Genomic DNA, 22,445 nt, shown 5'->3' with positions numbered 1-22,445 from the left:
GCTCCTTAGCTTATTAATTGTAAACGAATTCCAGTTGGAGAAACTGCAAGACATGATAAAGAGAAATCTCGCGCTCGCGACCGCAGCATCACTTTGTGCAACACCAGTGGTATTGGCAGAAGAGTCAGCGCAAGAAGCGGATTGGGGCATTGCAGCGGTGTGGCGTACAGCGAACATTCCATTTGATACCAAAGGAAGTGATGCCACCGTTAGCACCTTTATTCCGATGATGTTCTTTAAGAATGACTATGTCTTTCTAGACGGTACCATGGCAGGTGCCCGCCTCTATAAAACGGATGATAAAGAATTAGAGCTTAACGCTATTGCGCGTATGCGTTTTATCGACATACCAGCAGACGAGCAAAATGCGGTAGGGGGAGACACTGCGGACTATGGTCTGCAAATGCGTTACAACTTTGATGATGCTTGGCATTTCGATACAGAGCTAATGACAGACGGACATAACCGTTATCATGCGAACTTCAGACTTCAAGGCATGCTTGATTATGGCGACCTTGAATTGCGTCCTAACGTCACACTGCGTTATAAGGATGCTGACTTTAACACTGAATACTATGGTACATACCGAGGCACTACAGATAGCCTGAGTGGTGGTATGGACTATGCGATGGGCGTTGATGCTAAATACCACGTAGCATCAAACTTATACCTTGTAGGTGCGACCAATATTCGCATGCTTGATAACCAAGCGTATCATTCATCAGTGATTAAAGAACGTTTTGAAGGCGAAGTGTATTTCGGTGTTGGTTTCTTCAACGAGAAGAAAAAATCCACTTCAAAAGCGAAGCAAGTACGTCGTGATATCGGTGCTAAACCGTATGTGCGTGTAGCTCATGGTTATGCGTCACCATCAGACATGGGTGACATTCTGACCTTTAACGGTAAGCGAGATCCGTATAATAACCAAGTAACGTCGGTATTTTATGGTCATCCATTAACGGATGAATTGTTTGGGATGCCGTTGGATATCTACTTGAGTCCAGGTATTGCTCACCACTGGAGTTCTGAGGTTCAAGATTCTGGTACGGAATTTATCACATTGATCAAAGCATACTACACGTTCAACTGGCCAGTGAAGATGCGTTTAGGTGTGGGTAACGGCCTGTCATATATCGACAATATTACCTATATCGAACAACAAGAGATGGATAAAAAAGAGAAGCGTGCAAGTCACCTTATGAACTACATTGATATTTCTTATGACATCAGCATAGGTTCTATTATCGGTAAACCAGCACTTGAAGAGTTATGGCTGGGTTATGCTCTGCATCACCGCAGTGCGATATTCGAAGCTTCGTCCCAATTCGGTCGAATCAAAGGTGGTAGTAACTACAGCACCTTCTATCTTCAGTACCACTTCTAATCAAAAAGCTCCGCATTGCGGAGCTTTTTTGTATCCTTCTCGCTTAACGCTAATTTCCTACCTGTGCTACAATCCGGCCAGTTTTTAATAGTAAAAAGTTAAGTAGGGAACGTTTTGACTTCCTCTCAAAATTCCAATCAACAGTCGCAAGTGCAAGCGAACAATCCACAGTCACTTAAAAAAGCATTAAAAGACTGTATGATTCGTGATCGCTTTCGTTTGAGTAAGCGTATTGCAGGCGCAACAAGAATTAAAAAACCAGAAGCTCAATCTGCAGTATTCGACGAAATTGCTATCGATATTGCGCGATCGATGATGGTTGCTCAGCAGCGCGCAGCTGCAAAACCCACCATCAATTACCCAGAGCAGCTGCCAGTTAGTCAGAAGAAAGATGAAATTGCCAAAGCTATTGAGAATAACCAAGTGGTTATTGTGGCGGGTGAAACAGGTTCAGGTAAGACGACTCAGCTACCGAAAATTTGTTCAGAATTAGGTCGAGGACAATTTGGCTTAATTGGCCATACACAACCTAGACGACTTGCTGCGCGTTCAGTGGCAAACCGTATTGCCGAAGAGATGGAAACGTCACTGGGCGAGTTCGTTGGTTATAAAGTCCGATTTAACGATCAGATTTCTGAGAATACTCAAGTGAAGTTGATGACAGACGGTATCTTACTGGCTGAAATTCAACATGATCGTTTTCTTAATCAATATGACACCATCATTATTGATGAAGCGCATGAGCGCAGTTTGAATATCGACTTTATTCTGGGTTACTTACGTGAGTTACTCCCGAAACGCCCTGATTTAAAAATCATCATCACGTCAGCGACCATCGATCCAGAGCGTTTCTCAAAACATTTCAATGACGCGCCAATTATAGAAGTCTCGGGGCGAACATACCCAGTTGAAACTCGTTATCGCCCTCTGTCTGGGGACGATGATGGCGATAGAGATCAGCTAGAAGGCATTTTCGAAGCGGTAGATGAACTGTGTGATGAAGGTCTTGGTGACATTCTGATTTTCATGAACGGTGAGCGTGAGATTCGTGATACGGCAGATGCATTAACAAAACGTAACCTTCGTGATACTGAGATTGTTCCATTGTACGCCCGCTTATCCGCGGGCGAACAGAATAAGATTTTCCAACCACATGCAGGTCGACGAATTGTACTCGCCACTAACGTTGCTGAAACATCTCTGACTGTTCCGGGAATTAAGTACGTCATTGACCCAGGTACTGCTCGCATTAGTCGATACAGTTATCGCACAAAGGTTCAGCGTCTTCCTATTGAGCCAGTTTCTCAGGCAAGTGCAAACCAGCGTAAAGGTCGATGCGGCCGTGTAGAAGAGGGGATCTGTATTCGTCTGTATTCGGAAGAAGATTTCGAATCACGCCCAGAATTCACTGATCCAGAAATTCTTAGAACCAACCTAGCGTCAGTCATTCTGCAAATGACGGCTTTGGGGTTGGGCGATATCGAAGCTTTCCCATTTGTTGAAGCGCCTGATAAACGCAATATCCAAGACGGTGTACGTCTGCTTGAAGAGTTAGGTGCTATCAATGATAAAGCAAAAGATCCTAAGAAACGTTTAACTCCAATTGGTCGTAAGTTGGCTCGCCTGCCGATCGACCCTCGTTTGGCTCGAATGGTGATAGAAGCACCAAGACTTGGATGCTTAAAAGAAGTCATGGTGATCGCTTCTGCACTGTCTATTCAAGACCCAAGAGAACGTCCTAGTGACAAGCAGCAATCGTCTGACGACAAACACAAGCGCTTTTTCGATAAAGAGTCTGATTTCCTGACGTTTGTAAATCTATGGGATTACATTCAAAAACAACAAAAAGCGCTGTCTGGAAACCAATTCCGCAAGCAATGCAAGCAAGACTATTTAAACTACTTACGTGTACGTGAGTGGCAAGATGTTTACTTCCAAATACATCAAGCCATGCGAGAGATGGATGAAAAGCTCAACCAAGAACCAGGCAGCTACCAGTCTGTTCATACTGCCTTACTGGTTGGCTTGTTGTCGCATATTGGTGTGAAAGACCAAGAGAAAAATGAGTACCAAGGTGCTCGAAACGCGCGATTCCATATCTTTCCAGCCTCAGGTCTATTTAAGAAGCAACCTAAGTGGATTATGTCTGCAGAGCTGGTGGAAACCTCTAAGCTCTGGGGACGTATTATCGCCAAAATTCAGCCAGAGTGGATTGAACCTCTAGCAAAACACCTTATCAAACGCAGCTATAGTGAACCTCATTGGTCGAAGAAACGTGCAGCAGTAATGGCACACGAAAAAGTGATGTTGTACGGAGTGCCAATTGTTCCGAAGCGATTGGTGAACTATGGTGCGATTGACTCGGTTTTAAGTCGCGAACTGTTTGTGCGCAGTGCCTTGGTTGAGGGAGATTGGGAAACCAAGCACGCGTTTTTTAAACAAAACAGAAAGCTATTACAAGAAGTAGAAGAGCTTGAGCACAAGTCGCGTCGTCGGGATATCCTTGTTGACGACGACGAGCTATTTGATTTTTACGATCAACGTGTAGGTACGGAAGTTGTTTCTGGGCGTCATTTTGATACTTGGTGGAAGAAAGCAAGCCAGAAGAACAAAGAGCTTCTTAATTTTGAAAAAGAGATGCTGTTTAAAGGCGACGCTAGTCATGTTACCGACCTTGATTATCCTAACTTCTGGCATCAAGGCGGATTTAAACTCAAGCTAAGCTATCAGTTTGAACCTGGAGAAGATAGTGACGGTGTAACAGTGCATATCCCATTACCTATTCTTAACCAGATTGATAACGAGGGGTTCGATTGGCAAATCCCAGGGTTGCGACATGAACTGGTGGTGAGCTTAATCAAAGCATTGCCAAAGACACTACGTAAGAACTTTGTACCAGCACCAAACTATGCAGACGCGTTCTTGGCTCGTGTCACACCGATGGAAGCACCACTTCTAGATGCATTGGAAAAAGAACTTCGCCGCATGACAGGTGTGGAAGTATTAAGGGACGATTGGAACCTGGAACAACTTCCTGAACACCTGAAAATTACTTTCCGAGCCGTGGATCATCGCAATAGAAAGCTCAAAGAGAATCGCAATCTTTACGAGTTGAAAGAGAGCCTGAAAGACAAAGTGCAGCAAACTTTGTCTAAAGTTGCTGATGATGACATCGAGCAGCAAGGTTTGCATACCTGGAGCTTTGGTGAACTGCCAAAAGTCTATTCGCAAAAGCGTGGTGGATTTGATGTGAAAGCTTATCCTGCTCTAGTGGATAATAAGGACAGCGTTGAAATTAAGTTGTTTGAAACGGAAGTCGAACAAGAGCAGGTCATGAAAGAAGGGCAACGTCGTTTGCTGCTACTTAATGTGCCTTCTCCAATTAAATATCTGCATACCAATCTACCGAACAAATCGAAGCTGGGTCTCTATTTCAACCCTTATGGCAAAGTGTTAGACTTAATTGATGACTGTATAGCATGCGGTATCGATAAGCTTATCGAAGGTCAAGGAGGCTTGGTTTGGGATGCAGACAAATTTGAGCAACTTAAAGAGTATGTACGTGGTGAATTGGGCGATACAGTTGTAGACATTGCACAGCAAGTGGAAACAATCCTGACGACCGCGTTCAACATTAATAAAAAGCTTAAAGGTCGCGTTGACTTGACGATGGCATTCGCGTTATCGGATATAAAAGCGCAGATAGAAGGATTGATTTTCAAAGGCTTCGCAACCGAATGTGGCTGGAAACGACTGCCGGATATTCTGCGTTACTTGAAAGCAATTGAGAAACGCATGGAGAAGTTACCGATTGACCCAAATCGAGATCGCATGCACATGCTAAAAGTGGAATCCGTCACTCAAGACTACAAAGAGTTACTTAACAAGATTCCAAAAGGTATGAAAATACCAGAAAACGTTAAAGAGATTCGCTGGATGCTTGAAGAGCTTCGCGTGAGTTATTTTGCTCAACAGCTTGGGACGCCATACCCAGTCTCCGATAAGCGAGTATTGAATGCGATAGATGCGTGCTAAGCGTCCAACTAAATAGATTCTATGCAAAACTGTGATAGATATAACTTCTAAACGTATGAGAATTCAGAAAGTTTTACTGTAAATTAAAACTTGAAGGATTCTCCTACGATATAGTGTGTGATATATAAAGCTCCGCGGTGGCTTTCATTGGACTCGCCGCATTTTATTAAACAAGAAGGTTACAAATGAAAAAGACACTTTTAGCGCTTGCGCTTGTTGGTGCGTCGACGTCAGCGTTCGCTGATGCGTGGTTGTATGGTGGTGTTTCTGCTGGTCGTGCAGACTACAATGGTAACAGCGATACTCCAATGGGCTTCCACGTTGGTACTGGTATTCTGCCTATCATCGGTATTGAAGGTGGTTACTGGAAACACGGTAACTTCGATGGCACTAGCGAAGGCAAGAAAGGTTACGCAGAACTAGGTTCTTGGTATGCAGCGCTTAAACCAAGTATCGATATTGGTCCAGTACAGCTTTATGCTAAAGGTGGTTTACACTACTACAACGCTGATTATAAAGATGGTCTAAGCGGAAGCGACAGCGGTACAGACTTTATGTACGGTGTAGGTGCAGAATACTTCGTGACTGATATGCTTTCTGTTGGTGCGAGCTGGCAACGTTTTAACGGTGTTAAAACTAAATTTGATGACAAAGATTTAGATAGCTTTACCATCAATGCTACACTTCACATCTTCTAATACTGTGCAAGTGTGTAAAAAGGCGACCTAGAGTCGCCTTTTTCGTACTTAGCGACCTAAAATTGTACGAATAGAGACTCTTTTGGTGGTTAAAAATGTCAATAAGCGCCTGAAAAGATAATTGTTTTTATCAAGGTGCAATTTCCATTTTCAACTAAGAGAACTAGGTCTACACTCATAGCACTACAATGTGTAGCCTAACTTTTAGGTTGTTTGAAATGTTTAGAAAATCGTTAATTGCGATAGTGCTCTCAGCGAGCATTATCATCCCTGCTAGTGCTTGTACCGGCATTTCTCTTTCTACGGTCGGGAACGACTTTATCCAAGCTCGCACTATTGAATGGGGCGAGAGTAATCTAAATAGTAAACTGATCATCTCACCGAGAAAGCACCAGTTCACGTCGATTATGCCCGATCATAAACAAGGATTAAGTTGGGACAGTCGTTTAGGTTTTGTTGGTATCTCAGTAAGTGATGACCGATTTATTGGAGAAGGGGTTAATGAGGCTGGATTGAGTGCCGGACTTTTCTATTTCAAAGGATACGGTTCACTAAAGCCGTACAATGAGGAAGCGCGGCAGAACAGCATTACCGATATGGATTTTGTACGTTGGATGTTATCGCAATTTAAAACTGTTGATGAAGTAATAACCGCCATGAAATCTCTAGATATCGTGCCAGTATATCTAGATGCTAAAGGACAACCTTCACCAACAGGGCATTGGCGTGTAACGGACAAAACAGGTCGAAGTGTTGTGATTGAAATTATGAACCAAGGAGAGGTGCATATTTACGAAAACGAAGTCGGCGTTCTGACTAACTCTCCAACGTTTCCTTGGCAGGTGACCAACTTAAACAACTACCTGCACTTACAACCTGGAACCAGTGCTCCTCGGCAGTTTGGAAAGGTTGAAGCAAAATCATTCGGTATCGGTTCAGGGTTCTTAGGCCTACCTGGAGACATTACACCGCCTTCTAGGTTCGTACGAGCGGCATTTTATGTAACTACTGCACCTGAGCTCAAAACCTCGACACAGGCAGTTTCTCAAGCGTTTCATATTTTGAATAACTTCGATATTCCAATTGGTTCTGAGTTTGGCCCTCAATATCGAGAGCATATCCCAGATCTACCAAGCGCGACTCAGTGGACTTCAGTGGTTGACCAGACCAATGGCGTTCTTTATTACAAGACGATGAATGACAGCCGAATTAAGAAAGTGGACCTTGCTGCGTTAGATTTTTCTGTAAAAAGCGAGATTAAGAAAGCGTTAGATGATGGAAAGTTTGAATTTGAAGATATTACACAAAGCGTGCAGCCCGCAATTAATAATCAATAAATCCGATAAAACTACCATCATGGCTCTGATAAAAGCGACTCAATTGGTCGCTTTTTTAATGATGTTAAAAACGACTAAGAATACTCCCATCTTTAAGGTGCTAAGGCGATTGAATAGGGGAAAATTGAATGTTTGAACAACTCGTTAAGGTATCCGAGGAACTTGGCACCGAAAAACCACACAGAACCTATCCGTTCTTTTTACAAAAACTTGTAGAAGAAGTCGGCGAGCTATCAGTAGAACTACAGATTAAAGATGGCATCACTCCTACTGAAAAAGGTGGAAGTGATGGTGTTGTAGGTGAAGCGTGCGATGTTATTAACTGCGCTATCGACGTCGCTTGGAGAGCACTGCATGAGCAAAACCCAGACCAAAGTTCAGAGGAAATTGCTCGTTTAATCATGGATATTTGCCTAATAAAGAGAGAAAAATGGCTGTCAAAAGTAGAAGGTATGTAAGTGGATAAACCGTTTGAAGACCATGGATTATTTAGTTGGTCAGAGTTGATAACTCCGGATTTTGAACAAGCATGCCGGTTCTATGAATCAATGCTTGGTTGGAAGTTAAAAGAGGTACCGGGTCGAAATGGTAGTCGCTACGCACTGGTTACAAGTGATAACGCTACGGAACCTTTTGCTGGCATACTTACTGTCGATGATAAGGATATTCGAGCACATTGGCGCACTTACGTAACCGTTGACGAAGTTGAAGCTATTGTGAACAAAACAGAATTAGTCGGTGGTTTAGTATTGGTTCCAGTGACGACTATTGAGCGTGTCGGTAAGATAGCGGTGATAGAGGACCCATGTGGCGCGGTTATTTCAGTGATTGAATACGACTCGAAGAGATAATTATCAGCAGAAGTAATGGCGGGGGATAGAATAGGTCTCCCCCGAATCATTATATGTTGTGTCGAGATTTAACCTTGAACCTTCACAATGTCATGCGTACAGGTAATGGTATAGGTTACCGTTGCCGTTTTATCTCCATTTTCCTCAAACTCAAATTCTCCAACACTTGTGTAACCGTGAGCTGTGTTCTCACCGACTTGAACTTCGACAGGAGCGTTCTGTAAGTCTTCTACTTTGTGTGCAGTCCCATCAATTTCCAACGTAGTATTTTGTGCTGTAATTTTGTCATCGTCAGCCTCGAAGTGAGTGACTTGGAGCTTTGGGTTCATATGATTTTCATTATGATTAGAAATAACTTTAAACGTTGCACCATCTTCAGGAACTTGGTTTCCAAAACCTAAGGTGCCGGTCGCCTCGCTGTCGACTTGTACACCACACGTTTTATCAATGTGTGCGGAGTAAATTAGCTTAGGACCTTCTGAGGAGTTCGCTTGCACACTTGTAGCGATGAACAAGCTCGGAATTAATAATACCGATAGTGTGGACAGTTTCATTTCTATTGCCTTTATTGACTAACTATTAATAGGCAATGTTAAAACGGTTACCGTTGAATTACTTATCACTTTGCGCCACAGACTGGAAAGTGTTGACTCGCCAAGTCGTCTAACTTCGCGAGTCATGACCGAAACTATAAGTAACGTTTTTCTAAATGTGTTCTAAAGAATTGAGCGTTAAGTTCTGAGCCAGTCGCTTGTTTAACCAACTCTCCAGTAGCAAGCGTACTTGCCTGACTCCAAATATTGTCACTTAACCAATCAAAGATCGGAGCCAATTCTAATGAAGAGATTGCGTTGTCCACATCCACCTCTTTTCTCATCGCCGCCATAAACTGCGCTGCATACATTGCCCCTAAAGTGTAAGAAGGGAAATAACCAAAGGCACCATCTGTCCAGTGAATGTCCTGCATGCAACCGTCTTTAAAGTTACCTTGTGTGGAAAGACCGAGGTACTGCTGCATCTTCAGATTCCACAGTTCAGGAATATCCTTATATGAGATCTTACCATTCATCAAATCTCGTTCGATCTCATAACGAAGAATGACATGGGCAGGGTAAGTAAGCTCATCCGCATCAACGCGAATATACCCTGGTTGCACTCGGGTATAGATTTTCTGTAGATTGTTTGCTTCGAATACTTTCGCGTCATTAGTTGAGAAGTGTTTTTGAGCCAGTGGCGCTAAGTTGGCGATAAAAGGTTGACTTCTGCCTAATTGCATTTCGAAGAACAAAGATTGAGATTCATGAATACCCATTGAACGTGCTTGGCCAACTGGTAATCCTGCCCACTGTTTTGGTAAGCCTTGCTCATAACGAGCATGACCGGTTTCGTGGACAATTCCCATTAAAGATTGAACAAAGTCAGATTCATCATAGCGAGTTGTGATTCTGACATCCTGAGGCACACCGCCACAGAAAGGGTGCGAACTGATATCTAGACGACCATGGTCAAAGTCGAACTGAAGTAGTTTCATCACCTCCAATCCAAGAGCATTTTGATCTTTGGTACTGTATGACTCTTCAGTGGTATAAACCGACTCTGTTTTTTGCTTTTCAATGACCTGTTGAGTTAATTCTGGCAACCAAGATACCAAGTCACCAAAGATTGAATCGAGTTGCTGTGAGTTTACCCCCGGTTCATAGATATCCAGCATCGCATCATAAGGAGTTAACCCTGATTGTTCCGCTCTAATTTGGGCCTCTTCTTGCGATAGTTTCACTACCTCTTCGAAGTTTTTACAAAAGCCATCCCAATCATTGTCACCACGCTGTGTACGCCAAGCGTGTTCGCACTTGGATCCAGCAAGAGACTTTGCTTTCACTAATTCTTCTGGAACGACAGTGGTAAGCTGCCATTGTCGTTTCATTTCCCCTAAGCTGGCTCGTTGTGAAGGGTCGAGTTCATCACTCTGAGCTTGTTCGAACCATTCTGCTAGCTGCGGCGCGGTCGATAGTTGATGGATATGAAGTGACAGTTGAGCCATAGCTTCTGAGCGAGCTTGGTTACCTCCAGATGGCATCATTGCCGCTGCATCCCAACCACATATAGCGGATAAATGGCTGAAATTAGAAATTGTTTTATAGTGTTCAACCAGTTTGTTGTAGTTTTCCATGTCTTATGACCTTTTGCGTGAACGATTGTCCTAACTTAACACTAACAAGGAGTTACGGAAAGTAGCCGATAAAATCTGGAGAGGAAATCCAAATTAACCATGGATTTTTAATCGGAGTTACCTCAGAATTCGAACTCTGATGTTTTAGAAAGATGACAGTGGACGTTATGCATATTCTTAACCTTGAAGCCTTCCTTATTGCTATTACTATTCTTACACTAACGCCGGGACTAGATACGGCGCTGGTGATTCGTAACACCTCTAGAGGCGGCTTCAATGATGGTGCAATAACCAGTTTTGGCATCTGCTTGGGGCTATTTGTTCACGCAACATTCTCAGCTCTGGGTATATCGGTGATACTTACGCAGTCAGCGGAATTGTTTGCGTTTGTAAAGACGTTGGGGGCTGCTTATCTAATTTGGTTGGGTATCTCAAGTTTACGAGCGTTAAAATCAAATCAGGCCATAGCACTAGAGAAAGGTGAGGTGAATACCGTAGCAGCATCGCGTTCACTAAGAGAAGGATTCTTGTCTAATGTGTTGAACCCAAAAACTGCCGTATTCTACTTAGCGTTTTTACCTCAGTTTATTAACCCAGAATACTCGCCATTTTTGCAATCATTGTTAATGGCCGCGATTCACTTTGTCATCGCGATGGTGTGGCAGTGTGGACTATCGGGCATGCTTAACTCCGCTAAGTCACTTCTTAAAAATGGAAATTTTGTACGTTGGATGGAAGGTACGACAGGTGCAGTGCTGATCTTTCTCGGCATTAAGCTGTTGGTTGAAGAGCCGCCGATGAGTTCTTAGCTTTTTCCAATGACTGTTGCGCGGTATAGAGTTGGTTTAGAGTGACGGTAGGGGACTTCAATAGAAATTTATCGAAACACTGGTAGTACTCTTGGGAGTCACTTATCTGCTTACAGTAATTACGAGCTTCTAGATTGTGGTTGTAAAGTTGAGTTTCGCTCGCAAACTCGTTGTACGACGCGCACCCACCTAAAATCATCAAAGTTGCTACTAAAGAAATTACCTTAATCATATTCGCTCTATCGCTGTTTTTGTTGTAATGAATATTACGAGTCTGCTGATAGAGTTAGTTACCATTTCATGCCATTAGTTCCACTCAACAATAAAATTTTTATATGGTAAACGTTTGGTTTCTGGTCGGGTGAATAAAAAAACACCGAGTCAATCGACTCGGTGTCCTGGTTATCGAATTCAGTAACTATATCGGCTTTTTGCCGACTCCGAAGTTCTCTTTAGGCATGAGAGTTATTTTTCCAAAGCCCAATTTCTTAAAATGATTATCGCGATAATTGCGAACAGCCTTGGTATCCGAAACGGCTTCGATTTGCTGTTCCATTCTTAAGAAATCAGAAAGGTCGATGCCCTCTGCTTCAGCGACAGCCTCATGAATATTGCGATGCTGTTGGTAAGAAAACGTCAGTGTTTTCTCTTCATTCTTGTATTCGTAAATGATGGTACGAGCCATGATTTTCTACCTGCTGATAATTTAGCGCTAGATTCTGCCTTGTAGCGGGATAATTGTCACGCTTTCGCCTGCTTTTACTGTATCGATATGTGGTGCAATCTCTATTAGGCAGTTTGCTTCACTCATCGAACGTAGAATACCCGAGCCTTGTTTCCCCGTCGTGCGAACCATTAATTGTCCTGATTCTTCATTAAGCTCGTAGAATCCTCGGCTAAACTCTGTTCTTCCCTGACGAGAGCGCAGTGGCTCAGAGGCAATGGCGACGGCTTTGTGTGGTACAAACTGTCCAACACCTTGCATCTTCTTAATCGCGGGTTCAACAAAGTTAATAAACGACACCATTACGGCGACTGGATTTCCAGGAAGTCCAAAGAAGGGTGTTCCATTAATGTCACCAAAAGCGAGAGGGCGTCCCGGGCGCATATTAATACGCCAAAAATCAACGTTACCGTGCTTTTCAAGAACGTTCTTAATAAAGTCAGCATCACCGACAGAGACACCACCTGAGGTAATAACCAAATCCGCGCTGCGACTCGCTTCAGTGATCGCATTCTCCATAACGGACTCATCATCTTCAAGAATGCCAAGATCTATAATTTCACAACCTAATTTCTGCAACATCGCCATGATGGTAAAACGATTAGAATCATAAATAGAGTGAGCACGCAGAGGCGTTCCAGGGGCTTGAACTTCATCACCTGTAGAAAATACCGCGACTTTTAGGCTACGATTCACTTTTACGCTATCTAGTCCAAGTGAGGCGATCATGCCCATCTCAGGTGCCTGCAACAATGTGCCGGTATCAAATACCGATTGGTTGATCGCAAGATCTTCTCCAGCTTGACGAACATTCTGTCCGGTTTTAATACCGGCATCACCAAAGCTCACTCTATCGCCATCAACGTTAGCCTGTTCACGCATTATAACGGTATCAGCACCAGCTGGCATTGGTGCTCCAGTCATGATTTGTACTGACTCACCAGAGCGAAGTTCTTGGTCGTAGCCATAACCTGCCATCACACTCGCGACGACATTGAATTGTTTTAGTCCAGCATCGGCACCAATGATGGCATAACCGTCCATTGCTGAGTTGGTAAACGCTGGCACATTAATAGGAGACGAAATATTCTCTGCTAGCGTGCGGCCATAAGCATTGGTTAGTGGGATAGTTTCAGATGCAGACAAAGCACTTACGGCGTTAAGAATTTGCTCTTGGCCTTGTTTCACTGATAAGAAAGCGGGTGATAGCGTATCGCAGCACGCTGCCTCTTTCTTAGGGCTAGAGGTATCTGGGCTAACATAATTTAGGATGAACCTTGTGATGGCGTCTAAATCAATGATGCTCATTGTTGGTAGTGACACATCCAACTCACTATCACTAGCGATAGCAATAATATTCTCATCACTTGGGTGTAGCCAAGGTTTGCCGACTTCTTTACGGTTGAGCTCAATCTTAGGGAAAGCGATGTTCTTGCAACCTTCAACTAAAATCAAATCCAGCGCTTGATGATCAAAGCGCGTCAACAAGTATTCGAAATTTGCTTCAGCCTCAGGAGTTTCCGTCATCAATGCATGTCGATATCGAGAAGAGATCAACATTTGGCTCGCACCAGCTTTACGAAGGCGATAGCTGTCTTTTCCTGGTTTATCTACATCAAAGTTATGATGCGCATGCTTTAACACACCAATTCTTAGTCCGGTATCGGTTAGTTTTGGAAGTAAGGCTTCCAATAATGTTGTTTTACCAGTACCGCTATAAGCAGCGAAACCCAGAAGCGGGACATTATTAATGGATTTGATGGTCATAGAGTGCTCTTCTGTGAATGCTCAATGGTTGCTGATAGTTTCGACAGCTCTTCTGGTGTATTTAGATTAACAAAACAATCGGGATTATCTGAAAAATCAACGTACTTGGTATTGCACTCTTTGTATAACAAAATGATTTTTCTATCGCCACGCTCTAAAAATGCTTCCAATTTAGGTAGAACTCGCTTGTGAAACATGGTGAAAACAGGCTGATGAAAATCGCCATCATGTGCCACAAGAATGTCGGTCGAGTCTTCGACAGCATGACAAAAACGCTCAACAATACTTTCATCGATAAACGGACTATCACATGGGACAAAGCCGACCCAGTCAGTTGACGAAGCGGCTAAGCCAGCGTGCATTCCACCAAGAGGTCCCGGATAATCTTTATACGTATCGCTAATAACGGGAGCATATTGACCATATTGGTCTACATTGCGGTTGGCGTTAATGGTAATGGATGAAGTTTGTGTGGTGAGCCGTTGTAAAACATACTCGATTAAGGGCTTACCATTAAATTCTACTAAGCCCTTGTCATTTCCGCCCATACGAGACGCTTGGCCTCCGGCGAGGATAACCCAACTAGTCTGAGTTGGATGCAACATAATCACTCTCTTGATCGGTTTGTTTTTTATCAATAATTTGTAGCAATGGAGATTCTATCAAGGTGCAATCTTTTATCCACCATTGTTTTCGACACAATTTAGTTAACGCATTGGATTGATGGCTCGTAACTACAATACTAGAACCGTGCTTTAACAGATCCTCAGCCATGAAAACCAAACGTTCTATTGACTCTTGGTCAAGTGAAGCGCTTGGTTCGTCCATTAACAAAATAGAAGGTTTCAGAACCCAAGCGCGAGCCATAGCGACTCGCTGTTTTTCACCACCAGATAACACTGATACATGCTCGTCAGCGAGCGTTTCAAGCCCGACTAATCGCAACGCCGCAATTACTTCTGCGCGCTTATCATGGGCTTCAAGTCTCTTATGCTTAATGCCATACGCGACATTTTGATAGACCGAGCCGTCGAAAAGGTAAGGGGATTGGTGAAGATAGATAACGTCTTTGCGACCAGAACCACCAAACAAGCGCGACATTATACTTTGGCAACTAGGAAACACCTCACCTGACGTAGGTTTTAATAAGCCAGCCAATATCTTCAGTAGTGTAGTCTTACCGACGCCATTATCGCCTTTTAAGTAGACGGCTTCGTTTGGTCCGATCGTTAACGATGGTATATGGAATAAGACACGGTCTTTGAACCGCATGGAAACCTGCTTTGCCTTAAGCTGTATTGTCATTATTGTCCCTCAAGCAGAGTCTTGAATTAATTATAGTGTTTGAAACAAAAAACGTTGAGCAAGTTAAGTTCTTAGAACGCCTTTACCACGCATTGATGACAGCATAAAGTTGAGCACTAACGCCAATACCAATAGGACTATTCCTAAGGCGACGCCTTGTGCAAAAGCTCCTTTGTGACTTTCCATAGCAATCGCTGTAGGGATATTTCTGGTTAAGCCCATAATATTACCACCGACCATCATTGAGCAGCCCACTTCGGTGACGATTCGAGAAAAGCCAGCAATCACAGCAGCCATTAACGGAAAACGCGATTCCCAAATGAGTGTCATAAGTGTTCTAAAACGAGAGACACCTAGTGTTACAGAGGTTTCCATTGCTCTTCGGTCGGTGCTTTGTAACGCGCCATGCATCATTGACACCAAAACTGGAAAACAGATCAGTATTTGACCCACAATCATGGCTCGTTGAGTAAACAGCATTTCCCAGTCACCTAAAGGTCCAGAGCGTGATAGCAGCATATACAAAAGCAAGCCAATCACAACGGTGGGAATCGCTTGCATGGTGTTTACTAATGAAAGTAGAAACCACTTGCCGGGGAAATTGCTGTAGGCCAGAAGATATGAGGCAATAATAGCGGGCAAAACAACCAGTGACACAGCTGATATAGAGACGCTAAACGAAACGGCTACGATCCGCCATAGATCTTTATCAAGGCTAAATAGGAGGCTTAACGCCTCCATAGTAGTTTCAGTGATGCTCATTAACTGTTCGTTTTCTTCGCGTCAGCTACGAACAATTGTTCGCCCATTTTACGGTAGCTATTGATCATAGATTGTCCCTTATCTGATACTAACCAATCACTCAGTACGCGAGCGCCTTTGGTATTAAGAGTAGGGTAACGTTCTGGGTTTACAATAATGACTTGGTACGGGTTGAAGAGTTGCTTGTCACCTTGGAACAAGATTTCAAGGTCTAGCTTAGCTTGATAGGCAAGCCAAGTCCCTCTGTCTGTCATTGTATAGCCTTGCATTTCTGAGGCCATATTAAGTGTTGGCCCCATACCTTGACCTACAGAACGATAGCCGCCGAAGTTAGGTTCAATCTTGGTTTGTTTCCAGATTTGCAGTTCTTTTTTATGAGTACCAGAGTCATCACCTCGAGAGATAAAAATGGCGTTAGTTTTAGCGATATGCGAGAACACTTCTTCTATGGTTTTCTGATCGTGTACGTCAGCGCTGTCTTTCTCTGGTCCTACGATTACGAAGTCGTTATACATTACGCTACGCGGTTCTATGCCATAGCCGGCATCGACAAAGTTCTGTTCCGCTTTAGGAGCGTGTGTCATCACGACATCAACATCACCATTTTCTCCCATTTTCAGAGATTTACCCGTACCAGCTGCAATAATATCAACTTGATAGCCAGTATCAGTAGTAAATTCTGGGAGTAGGTAGTCGAGAAGACCTGAATGGTAGGTACTGGTTGTCGTTGCGAGACGGATGCGAGATTGGTCGGTATCTGTACCATCTGCATAAGCCGTTGCAGACAGTGCCGCTAGAGACACAGCAGAAACCATTAATCTTGAGAATGTCATAGTATTGTCCATTTTGGTTATTTTTATCATTAATCTACGTAAACGCATGACAGCTTGGTGAAGAACAACGCCACCAGCACGATTCATACACTAGGTACCTTCGTCATGCTTATGGTACCTGTTTCTATACGCGTGGTACCCTTAAGCAAAGACAATGCCATAATTTCCTTAGAAAAAAAGCGGCAAAGTGCGACATTTTGCTAATATTTCTCGCAGTTAAACTACAATTAGTTTGAGCTGGGACAAAATGTCGCAACTTAACCCATGATGTTTTGTAGCAGATTGGTACACTCTGTCTCAAATAGGAACGAATACATATATTTATGACTTTTTTTCAAACCTCTGAAATTACCAACCAATTGACGTCACCATATCTTGCATTCTCTGTACTTGTCGTTGATGATGAAGTCGGCATGCAAGCCATTCTTAAAAAAGCATTGAGTAAAGGGTTTGGACAAGTCGACACTGCAGGAAGTGTTGAAGAAGCCGAACAGCTTAGGATCAACCATCACTATGATCTGATTATTCTGGATATTAACCTACCTGGTAGGTCTGGTATTGAGTGGGAAGAAGCGTTTAACGACTTAGATCGTAAAGCCGACGTGATATTTATGACTGGTTACGCCGACTTGGAGGTCGCAATCAGTGCGTTAAAATTAGGAGCGTCTGATTTTATCTTAAAGCCCTTCAACCTAGACCAAATGCTACAAGCCGTTAAACGCTGTATGGATAAGCGACTGGCTGAAAGAATTAATGTCGCTTTGAGTCATGACATTAGCCGACGTGTTAGTAAAGAAATTATCGGTCTTTCTGAAAAGACCAAGAACTTAAAACAACTCATTGGCCAATTTGCACCATCTAGAGCATCAGTGTTAATAGAAGGTGAGTCGGGAACGGGCAAAGAGTTGGTAGCTAGAGGTATTCATACAGCCAGTAAACGCCAAGGGCCGTTTGTTGCCATAAATTGCGGTGCGCTAGCTCCAGAGCTTTTGGAAAGTGAATTGTTTGGTCACGCCGCAGGTGCTTTTACAGGTGCTAAAAAGAATCGAGAAGGGCTTTTTCGGGTAGCCAGCGGTGGAACATTATTTCTAGACGAAATAGGTGAAATGCCTCTAGCTATGCAGGCATCGCTACTGCGTGTACTGGAGCAGAGAACGGTTAGGCCTGTGGGTACAGAAAAAGAGATCAGTATTGATGTTCGAGTCGTTGCCGCAACTAATCGCAACTTACAAGAAGAGGTCGATCAAGGGAAGTTTCGACAGGATCTTTATTACCGTTTAAATGTTTTGAAAATAGAAGTGCCGGCGTTAAGAGAACGCCTTGCTGACTTATCAGACTTGGTACCTTTCTTTACTCGATCACTTGCCAAAGAGCTTGGTGTTTCAGAACCAAAATGGGCTCATGAAGATATGCACTCTATGCAAGATTACGATTGGCCAGGTAATGTGCGTGAACTAAAGAACTTGTTAGAACGCTGCATTCTTCTCAATAAACCGCCAGCTCACTACTTTAATGAGTTAAAAGGGGCACCGGTTAACACTTCTATCACTATGTCTGTGAACGATTTGACCACGATGCCCGCGAATTCGACGATTCAAGATGGCCAGTTTGGCTATCCTAATTCATGGTCTCTAAAAGATGTCGAAAAATCTCACATTCAACAAGTGGTAGAAGCACATTCCGGCAATAAATCGGCAGCGTCGCGAGATCTTGGTGTTGCACGAAAGACGTTGGAGCGTAAGTACAAAGAGTGGGACGAAGGCTGCGCAGATGAATAAATTGATGCGCCTATGGAGTAAATGGCGCTACAGAACCAAATCAATGGTTCGATACCGCCTGTTGTTTTTAACGTCAGCGCCTATTTTCCTTACCCTAATCGCACTATTTGGTATAACGGCATACTGGTCTATTCACTATACATGGCAGAGTGCGCTGATCGACGTATCTGAGCGCTTGAGTATCGTTGGCGACAAAATCGATAGCTTGCAAGATGAACAATTCGACCACATCCAAGCCTTCTCTGAATCGTATGAATTTCGGACTCGCTTGAATCATATTCAAACCAATAACGAATTTGATGTGTGGGTGAGCTCTCAACGTGAGCGTTATCAACTGGACTTCTTGCGTTGGATGCCGACCAACAAAATTAGTCAGTCTGAATACCGAAAAATGGCACAACAACGCTCTTTCTTTGATGTGTTGTCGAGAGCTGATGCTTTTGAAATGGAACCGTCACTGGCGGAACATTCAGAGGTTTGGCAACAAGAAAACCACGTGCTTGAGGAGCGCTCTCTGGTCAGCCGCTCAATTATCGCTGTGTTTGACGACAACAGTCACCTACTTGGTTACTTGGATGGTGGCGTATTAATGAACAACAACTTGGCACTGGTGGATCGTATTCGCGACACCATATATCCAGTGAGTAACCTTGAACGTCATATACAAGGGACGGTGACCTTATTCCTTGACGATTTAAGAATTGCAACCAATGTACCGATGGACGAGTCATACACGGGTAGGCGAGCACTTGGGACCTTACTATCCGAAGAGGTTAGTAATGCTGTGTTAGTAAAGGGTGAGAGTTGGATAGATAAAGCGTACGTTTACGATACGTGGTACATTGCTGGCTACAAGCCTATTCGTGATATCGACAATAATATTGTAGGTATTGCTTACACTGGATATCTAGTCTGGCCATTGATTAAAACTTATATCACTAATATTGGTGAGGTAAGCATCATCATCATCGGCTTGCTTTTGGTTTCTGGTTTTATTGTTTATCGCGGTGCTCGGGATCTATTCAGACCTATAGAGCAGATCCATCGTGTGGTAAAAATGGTTCAGTTAGGCAAAGATGAAGAACGCATTGGTGAGTTAGGGCTGGATGATAAACACGAACTAAGTCAACTCGCTAAGCAGTTTGACAACATGCTTAATCAGCTACAGTTCCGCAATGAACAGATTCAAGAAGCGGCCCATGAACTTGAAGGTAAAGTGCATTCTCGTACCGCTAGCCTAAAAGAGAAAACTGAGCAGCTTGAGTTACATATCAAGCTGTTAAACCAAACTCGAAATAAACTGGTTACCAATGAAAAGCTGGCCGCTTTAGGGGAGCTAACTGCGGGCATTGCCCATGAGATTAACAACCCAACGGCAGTTATTCTGGGTAATGTTGAGCTTATGCGCTTCGAATTGGGATCCGATGTATCTCGCGTTGAAGAAGAAATTGATGTCATATTGGCGCAAATCGACCGTATTCGAAACATTACTCGAAGTCTACTGCAATACAGTCGCCAAGGTGGTGTGCAAGATGAAGTAACATGGCAGCACGTGAATCCAATTGTGGATGAAAGCGTCACTTTGGTAAGAACTGGAGCGAAGAAACGCGACGTGGAATTCATCGTCGACCTTAATGCGAAAACGCCAGTTGAAGTGAATAGACATCAACTCCTGCAAATACTAGTCAACCTACAAATGAATGCCATTCATGCTATGCAAGGTAAGGGGCGTTTAACCGTCTTAACAGAAGATTGGGTAGAAGCAGGACAAAGCATCGGTTCGCTTATTCATGTTATCGACGAAGGTTGCGGCATTTCTGATGCCAATATCAAACGAATTTTCGATCCATTTTTCACCACTAAGCGAGATGGTACTGGATTAGGTCTTTCTGTATCTCAGAGTATTCTGAGTCAAACGGGAGGTGAGATACGTGTGAAGTCGAAAGTTGGCGAGGGTAGCCAGTTTACACTCTATTTGCCGCAAAAAGCAGATCATCATTTACTGGTTAGCGCTTAACGTAATAAATATGAGATATGAGTGGAGTATATAAAGCGTATTACCACCAAGGACGTTCCTAACGATTGCTTAAGTTCCAAAGCTAAGGGATTGGTTCCCAGATTAGACGTTCTTGCATCACAAGGGAGTAGTTTAAGCTATTTACGCTATACCACTTACAAGGGGTAAAGTTCATCATCTGTATAAACGTCATTCTTTCACTACCATTAGAGAGGATGAGCACTTTGTCTATATGAAGAGGGAACAAAATGAAATCAATGACTTGTAGACAACTTGGTGGGGCTTGCGATGTGGTGTTTGAAGCAGAAACATTCGAACGCAAATTGCTGAGTTAAGTAAGCAGCACGGGATGGAAATGTATCAGAAACAAGAGCCAGCACACCTTGATGCAATGAATAAGATTCAGGCGATGATGCAAAATCCTGAGGAAATGAAAGCGTGGTATGAAGAAAAGAAACGTGAGTTTGACGCTCTGTAATATGAGAGATGCTTGTAACTATTCACAATAGATATCTCGATGTATATCGAGATATCTTTGCAAACGGTCGATGTTAATGTGGCTTGAAGCTACATACAGATAGCGACAGTTCCAGCAACCATTAAAGTGATAATGGCATACCACACAAATTGTGTTTTCTGATCCGCTACATTGATTCGAATGTAGTTAATTTCGTCTTTTGCCATTGCTTCGAAATCACTAAAGCTAACTTGAAAGTCACGGCTTGCGTTTACAACGTCGTTTTGCAATTTGTTAAAGGTCGCTTCAATAAAATTCTTTGCTTCTCCCAGTGGTGCAGAAGAAAGTGCCATGCGGTCCCATACCGCCATTCTTGATTCAAACTCACTGTCACTAACACAGTTCAGCTTTAATAAATCATGTTCACGCTTGATGCGTTCTTTACCCATTTTATCGTAATTCAGATTCTGAAATTTGTTCACGACAATTACTCCAAAGGTTTCAGATAGGTAGTAAGCGTTATCACGCCTACTACCGTAACTGCCCGGAATAGTAGATAGGTCGTTGTGGCACATCAACTTGCAGTTTTTATCTAAACGACAAATTTCATTTGCTTAATATGATCGTGCGGACGTTGTTAGCTTGATCTGACAGCGATTTGTGGTGGGTTAATACCATGCTTTTTAAATTCTTCCATAACTCTCAGAGTAATATCAGTTTCAAATAGTTTCTCGTAGGCGGTATCAACAACATACGCCTTACAAGTCAACTGAATCGCTAGATAATTGTCAGTGATGGTCTGTTTCACCAGAACGGTAACAGGTTTAGGCAGGTGAATGTAACGACTAGAGGAGGCCGCTTCTTGAATCAAGTTTCTCGCCAAGACGATATCTTCATTCATTCCAATATAGAACGGAATCACAACTTGCATATCGAGTGCACCGTAGTTTCCGCTAACCGTCACCTCACTAAGGAACTTGTTGTTTGGAATGGTAATGATGTCATCATTTAAGGTTCTCATACGCACAGAACGCAGCCCTATAGTCAAAATGTCGCCATAGTTACCTTCGAATGTGACGCGGTCACCTACTTGAAAAGGTCGGTCAATCATCACTGTTAGGCCTGCAATAAAGGAGGCTGCAAGGTCTTTCATCGCGAAACCTACCGAAACGGCAAGCGTGCCACCTATAAGGGCAAGAATGTGATCGTTAATTCTAAAGCTCAACATGAAAACTACGATACCAGCGGTCATGTAGATGAAGAATTGCAAGAAGGACTGTAGCTTTTGCAATAGCATTCGATATTGCACGAACTGACTACCAATGCTGTCCACCAAGGAGTTCATAAACTTAATCAGCAACCAAGTTGCCATTATGATGATGACACTGAGAACGACACCGGACCAACGAATCAAGGTGGCAAATTGAGTAATACTGTCCACAGAAGCTACTTCTTCATTGGCAAAGCTGACAGAAGGCAGTAATAACAAAACAATGATGTAGATAAGCTGTTTCATGT

General features: G+C 43.2%; 21 protein-coding genes. 10 read left to right on the top strand and 11 right to left on the bottom strand.

The window, feature by feature from the left end:
- Positions 1 to 52: 52 nt before the first annotated feature.
- The 6 genes from HW45_RS24855 (at position 53) to HW45_RS24830 (ending at position 8,305) form a co-directional block, all read left to right on the top strand.
- Positions 53 to 1,384, top strand: a complete 1,332-nt coding sequence (locus HW45_RS24855; RefSeq protein WP_038230587.1) for a MipA/OmpV family protein — start codon at positions 53 to 55, stop codon at positions 1,382 to 1,384.
- Positions 1,385 to 1,498: 114 nt separating this feature from the next.
- Positions 1,499 to 5,419, top strand: a complete 3,921-nt coding sequence (hrpA, locus tag HW45_RS24850; RefSeq protein ID WP_038230586.1) for an ATP-dependent RNA helicase HrpA — start codon at positions 1,499 to 1,501, stop codon at positions 5,417 to 5,419.
- 185 nt (positions 5,420 to 5,604) lie between these two features.
- Positions 5,605 to 6,117 (top strand): porin family protein, encoded by a 513-nt coding sequence (locus HW45_RS24845; RefSeq protein WP_006071435.1) that lies wholly within the window; start codon positions 5,605 to 5,607, stop codon positions 6,115 to 6,117.
- Between the two features lie 218 nt (positions 6,118 to 6,335).
- Positions 6,336 to 7,454: a linear amide C-N hydrolase gene (locus HW45_RS24840; RefSeq protein WP_038230584.1), complete on the top strand. Its 1,119-nt coding sequence runs from the start codon at positions 6,336 to 6,338 to the stop codon at positions 7,452 to 7,454.
- Between the two features lie 128 nt (positions 7,455 to 7,582).
- Complete coding sequence (locus tag HW45_RS24835) at positions 7,583 to 7,912, top strand: hypothetical protein (protein ID WP_038230582.1); 330 nt, start codon at positions 7,583 to 7,585, stop codon at positions 7,910 to 7,912.
- A complete protein-coding gene (locus tag HW45_RS24830) occupies positions 7,913 to 8,305 on the top strand; it encodes a VOC family protein (protein ID WP_031497077.1) in 393 nt (130 codons plus the stop codon).
- Positions 8,306 to 8,373: 68 nt separating this feature from the next.
- On the opposite strand, the gene HW45_RS24825 is transcribed toward HW45_RS24830, so the two are convergent.
- Positions 8,374 to 8,859 carry a hypothetical protein gene (locus HW45_RS24825; protein ID WP_038230580.1) on the bottom strand — a complete coding sequence of 162 codons (486 nt, stop codon included), beginning with the start codon at positions 8,857 to 8,859 and terminating at the stop codon, positions 8,374 to 8,376.
- Between the two features lie 134 nt (positions 8,860 to 8,993).
- On the bottom strand, positions 8,994 to 10,475 hold the full coding sequence (locus HW45_RS24820; protein ID WP_038230579.1) for a carboxypeptidase M32: 1,482 nt from the start codon (positions 10,473 to 10,475) through the stop codon (positions 8,994 to 8,996).
- A 167-nt stretch (positions 10,476 to 10,642) separates the two neighbouring features.
- Here HW45_RS24820 and HW45_RS24815 point away from each other — a divergent pair, with 167 nt between their 5' ends.
- Positions 10,643 to 11,284 (top strand): LysE family translocator, encoded by a 642-nt coding sequence (locus tag HW45_RS24815; protein ID WP_038230576.1) that lies wholly within the window; start codon positions 10,643 to 10,645, stop codon positions 11,282 to 11,284.
- On the opposite strand, the gene HW45_RS24810 is transcribed toward HW45_RS24815, so the two are convergent.
- The 7 genes from HW45_RS24810 to HW45_RS24780 form a co-directional block, all read right to left on the bottom strand.
- Entirely contained in the window at positions 11,247 to 11,516 is a 270-nt protein-coding gene (locus tag HW45_RS24810; protein ID WP_038230575.1) for a hypothetical protein, read from the bottom strand. The genes HW45_RS24815 and HW45_RS24810 overlap by 38 nt on opposite strands.
- Positions 11,517 to 11,702: 186 nt before the next feature.
- Positions 11,703 to 11,969: a DUF2960 domain-containing protein gene (locus HW45_RS24805; RefSeq protein WP_038230574.1), complete on the bottom strand. Its 267-nt coding sequence runs from the start codon at positions 11,967 to 11,969 to the stop codon at positions 11,703 to 11,705.
- Positions 11,970 to 11,996: 27 nt separating this feature from the next.
- Positions 11,997 to 13,769: a bifunctional molybdopterin-guanine dinucleotide biosynthesis adaptor protein MobB/molybdopterin molybdotransferase MoeA gene (locus HW45_RS24800; RefSeq protein ID WP_051868372.1), complete on the bottom strand. Its 1,773-nt coding sequence runs from the start codon at positions 13,767 to 13,769 to the stop codon at positions 11,997 to 11,999.
- A gap of 2 nt (positions 13,770 to 13,771) precedes the next feature.
- A complete protein-coding gene (mobA, locus tag HW45_RS24795; RefSeq protein ID WP_006071478.1) occupies positions 13,772 to 14,380 on the bottom strand; it encodes a molybdenum cofactor guanylyltransferase MobA in 609 nt (202 codons plus the stop codon).
- Positions 14,358 to 15,080: an energy-coupling factor ABC transporter ATP-binding protein gene (locus HW45_RS24790; RefSeq protein ID WP_031494333.1), complete on the bottom strand. Its 723-nt coding sequence runs from the start codon at positions 15,078 to 15,080 to the stop codon at positions 14,358 to 14,360. Before HW45_RS24790 ends, mobA begins: the two co-directional genes overlap by 23 nt.
- Positions 15,081 to 15,143: 63 nt before the next feature.
- The gene (locus HW45_RS24785) at positions 15,144 to 15,842 is read right to left on the bottom strand and encodes an ABC transporter permease (RefSeq protein ID WP_006071480.1); all 699 of its coding nucleotides are present in this window, start codon (positions 15,840 to 15,842) and stop codon (positions 15,144 to 15,146) included.
- Positions 15,842 to 16,675, bottom strand: a complete 834-nt coding sequence (locus HW45_RS24780) for a substrate-binding domain-containing protein (protein ID WP_253251069.1) — start codon at positions 16,673 to 16,675, stop codon at positions 15,842 to 15,844. Before HW45_RS24780 ends, HW45_RS24785 begins: the two co-directional genes overlap by 1 nt.
- A gap of 323 nt (positions 16,676 to 16,998) precedes the next feature.
- Here HW45_RS24780 and HW45_RS24775 point away from each other — a divergent pair, with 323 nt between their 5' ends.
- From HW45_RS24775 to HW45_RS30205, 3 genes are all read left to right on the top strand, one after another.
- Complete coding sequence (locus tag HW45_RS24775; protein WP_051868358.1) at positions 16,999 to 18,453, top strand: sigma-54-dependent transcriptional regulator; 1,455 nt, start codon at positions 16,999 to 17,001, stop codon at positions 18,451 to 18,453.
- Positions 18,446 to 20,470, top strand: a complete 2,025-nt coding sequence (locus HW45_RS24770; protein WP_038230570.1) for a sensor histidine kinase — start codon at positions 18,446 to 18,448, stop codon at positions 20,468 to 20,470. The genes HW45_RS24775 and HW45_RS24770 overlap by 8 nt, the downstream gene beginning before the upstream one ends.
- Positions 20,471 to 20,819: 349 nt before the next feature.
- Entirely contained in the window at positions 20,820 to 20,948 is a 129-nt protein-coding gene (locus tag HW45_RS30205) for a hypothetical protein (protein WP_268745561.1), read from the top strand.
- A gap of 89 nt (positions 20,949 to 21,037) precedes the next feature.
- Here the strand turns inward: HW45_RS30205 and HW45_RS24760 are convergent, their stop codons facing one another.
- Both HW45_RS24760 and HW45_RS24755 read right to left on the bottom strand, forming a co-directional pair.
- Complete coding sequence (locus HW45_RS24760; RefSeq protein WP_038222382.1) at positions 21,038 to 21,376, bottom strand: hypothetical protein; 339 nt, start codon at positions 21,374 to 21,376, stop codon at positions 21,038 to 21,040.
- Between the two features lie 188 nt (positions 21,377 to 21,564).
- Entirely contained in the window at positions 21,565 to 22,443 is an 879-nt protein-coding gene (locus HW45_RS24755; protein ID WP_038230569.1) for a mechanosensitive ion channel family protein, read from the bottom strand.
- Positions 22,444 to 22,445 lie beyond the last annotated feature (2 nt).

The sequence above is a fragment of the Vibrio sp. ER1A genome, from assembly GCF_000733315.1.
In the GTDB taxonomy this organism is placed as follows: Bacteria; Pseudomonadota; Gammaproteobacteria; order Enterobacterales; family Vibrionaceae; genus Vibrio; species Vibrio mediterranei.
Note: the sequence above shows the minus strand (reverse complement) of the source record. Positions and strands in the feature narration are given on the sequence as shown.

What these genes read in the sequence shown, in the direction of transcription:
- HW45_RS24855 (WP_038230587.1), top strand. Translation starts at nt 53, where the DNA reads ATGATAAAGAGAAATCTCGCGCTCGCGACCGCAGCATCACTTTGTGCA.
- HW45_RS24845 (WP_006071435.1), top strand. Translation starts at nt 5,605, where the DNA reads ATGAAAAAGACACTTTTAGCGCTTGCGCTTGTTGGTGCGTCGACGTCA.
- HW45_RS24840 (WP_038230584.1), top strand. Translation starts at nt 6,336, where the DNA reads ATGTTTAGAAAATCGTTAATTGCGATAGTGCTCTCAGCGAGCATTATC.
- HW45_RS24835 (WP_038230582.1), top strand. Translation starts at nt 7,583, where the DNA reads ATGTTTGAACAACTCGTTAAGGTATCCGAGGAACTTGGCACCGAAAAA.
- HW45_RS24825 (WP_038230580.1), bottom strand. Translation starts at nt 8,859, where the DNA reads ATGAAACTGTCCACACTATCGGTATTATTAATTCCGAGCTTGTTCATC.
- HW45_RS24820 (WP_038230579.1), bottom strand. Translation starts at nt 10,475, where the DNA reads ATGGAAAACTACAACAAACTGGTTGAACACTATAAAACAATTTCTAAT.
- HW45_RS24815 (WP_038230576.1), top strand. Translation starts at nt 10,643, where the DNA reads ATGCATATTCTTAACCTTGAAGCCTTCCTTATTGCTATTACTATTCTT.
- HW45_RS24810 (WP_038230575.1), bottom strand. Translation starts at nt 11,516, where the DNA reads ATGATTAAGGTAATTTCTTTAGTAGCAACTTTGATGATTTTAGGTGGG.
- HW45_RS24805 (WP_038230574.1), bottom strand. Translation starts at nt 11,969, where the DNA reads ATGGCTCGTACCATCATTTACGAATACAAGAATGAAGAGAAAACACTG.
- mobA (WP_006071478.1), bottom strand. Translation starts at nt 14,380, where the DNA reads ATGTTGCATCCAACTCAGACTAGTTGGGTTATCCTCGCCGGAGGCCAA.
- HW45_RS24790 (WP_031494333.1), bottom strand. Translation starts at nt 15,080, where the DNA reads ATGACAATACAGCTTAAGGCAAAGCAGGTTTCCATGCGGTTCAAAGAC.
- HW45_RS24785 (WP_006071480.1), bottom strand. Translation starts at nt 15,842, where the DNA reads ATGAGCATCACTGAAACTACTATGGAGGCGTTAAGCCTCCTATTTAGC.
- HW45_RS24780 (WP_253251069.1), bottom strand. Translation starts at nt 16,675, where the DNA reads ATGACATTCTCAAGATTAATGGTTTCTGCTGTGTCTCTAGCGGCACTG.
- HW45_RS24775 (WP_051868358.1), top strand. Translation starts at nt 16,999, where the DNA reads ATGACTTTTTTTCAAACCTCTGAAATTACCAACCAATTGACGTCACCA.
- HW45_RS24770 (WP_038230570.1), top strand. Translation starts at nt 18,446, where the DNA reads ATGAATAAATTGATGCGCCTATGGAGTAAATGGCGCTACAGAACCAAA.
- HW45_RS30205 (WP_268745561.1), top strand. Translation starts at nt 20,820, where the DNA reads ATGGAAATGTATCAGAAACAAGAGCCAGCACACCTTGATGCAATGAAT.
- HW45_RS24760 (WP_038222382.1), bottom strand. Translation starts at nt 21,376, where the DNA reads ATGGGTAAAGAACGCATCAAGCGTGAACATGATTTATTAAAGCTGAAC.
- HW45_RS24755 (WP_038230569.1), bottom strand. Translation starts at nt 22,443, where the DNA reads ATGAAACAGCTTATCTACATCATTGTTTTGTTATTACTGCCTTCTGTC.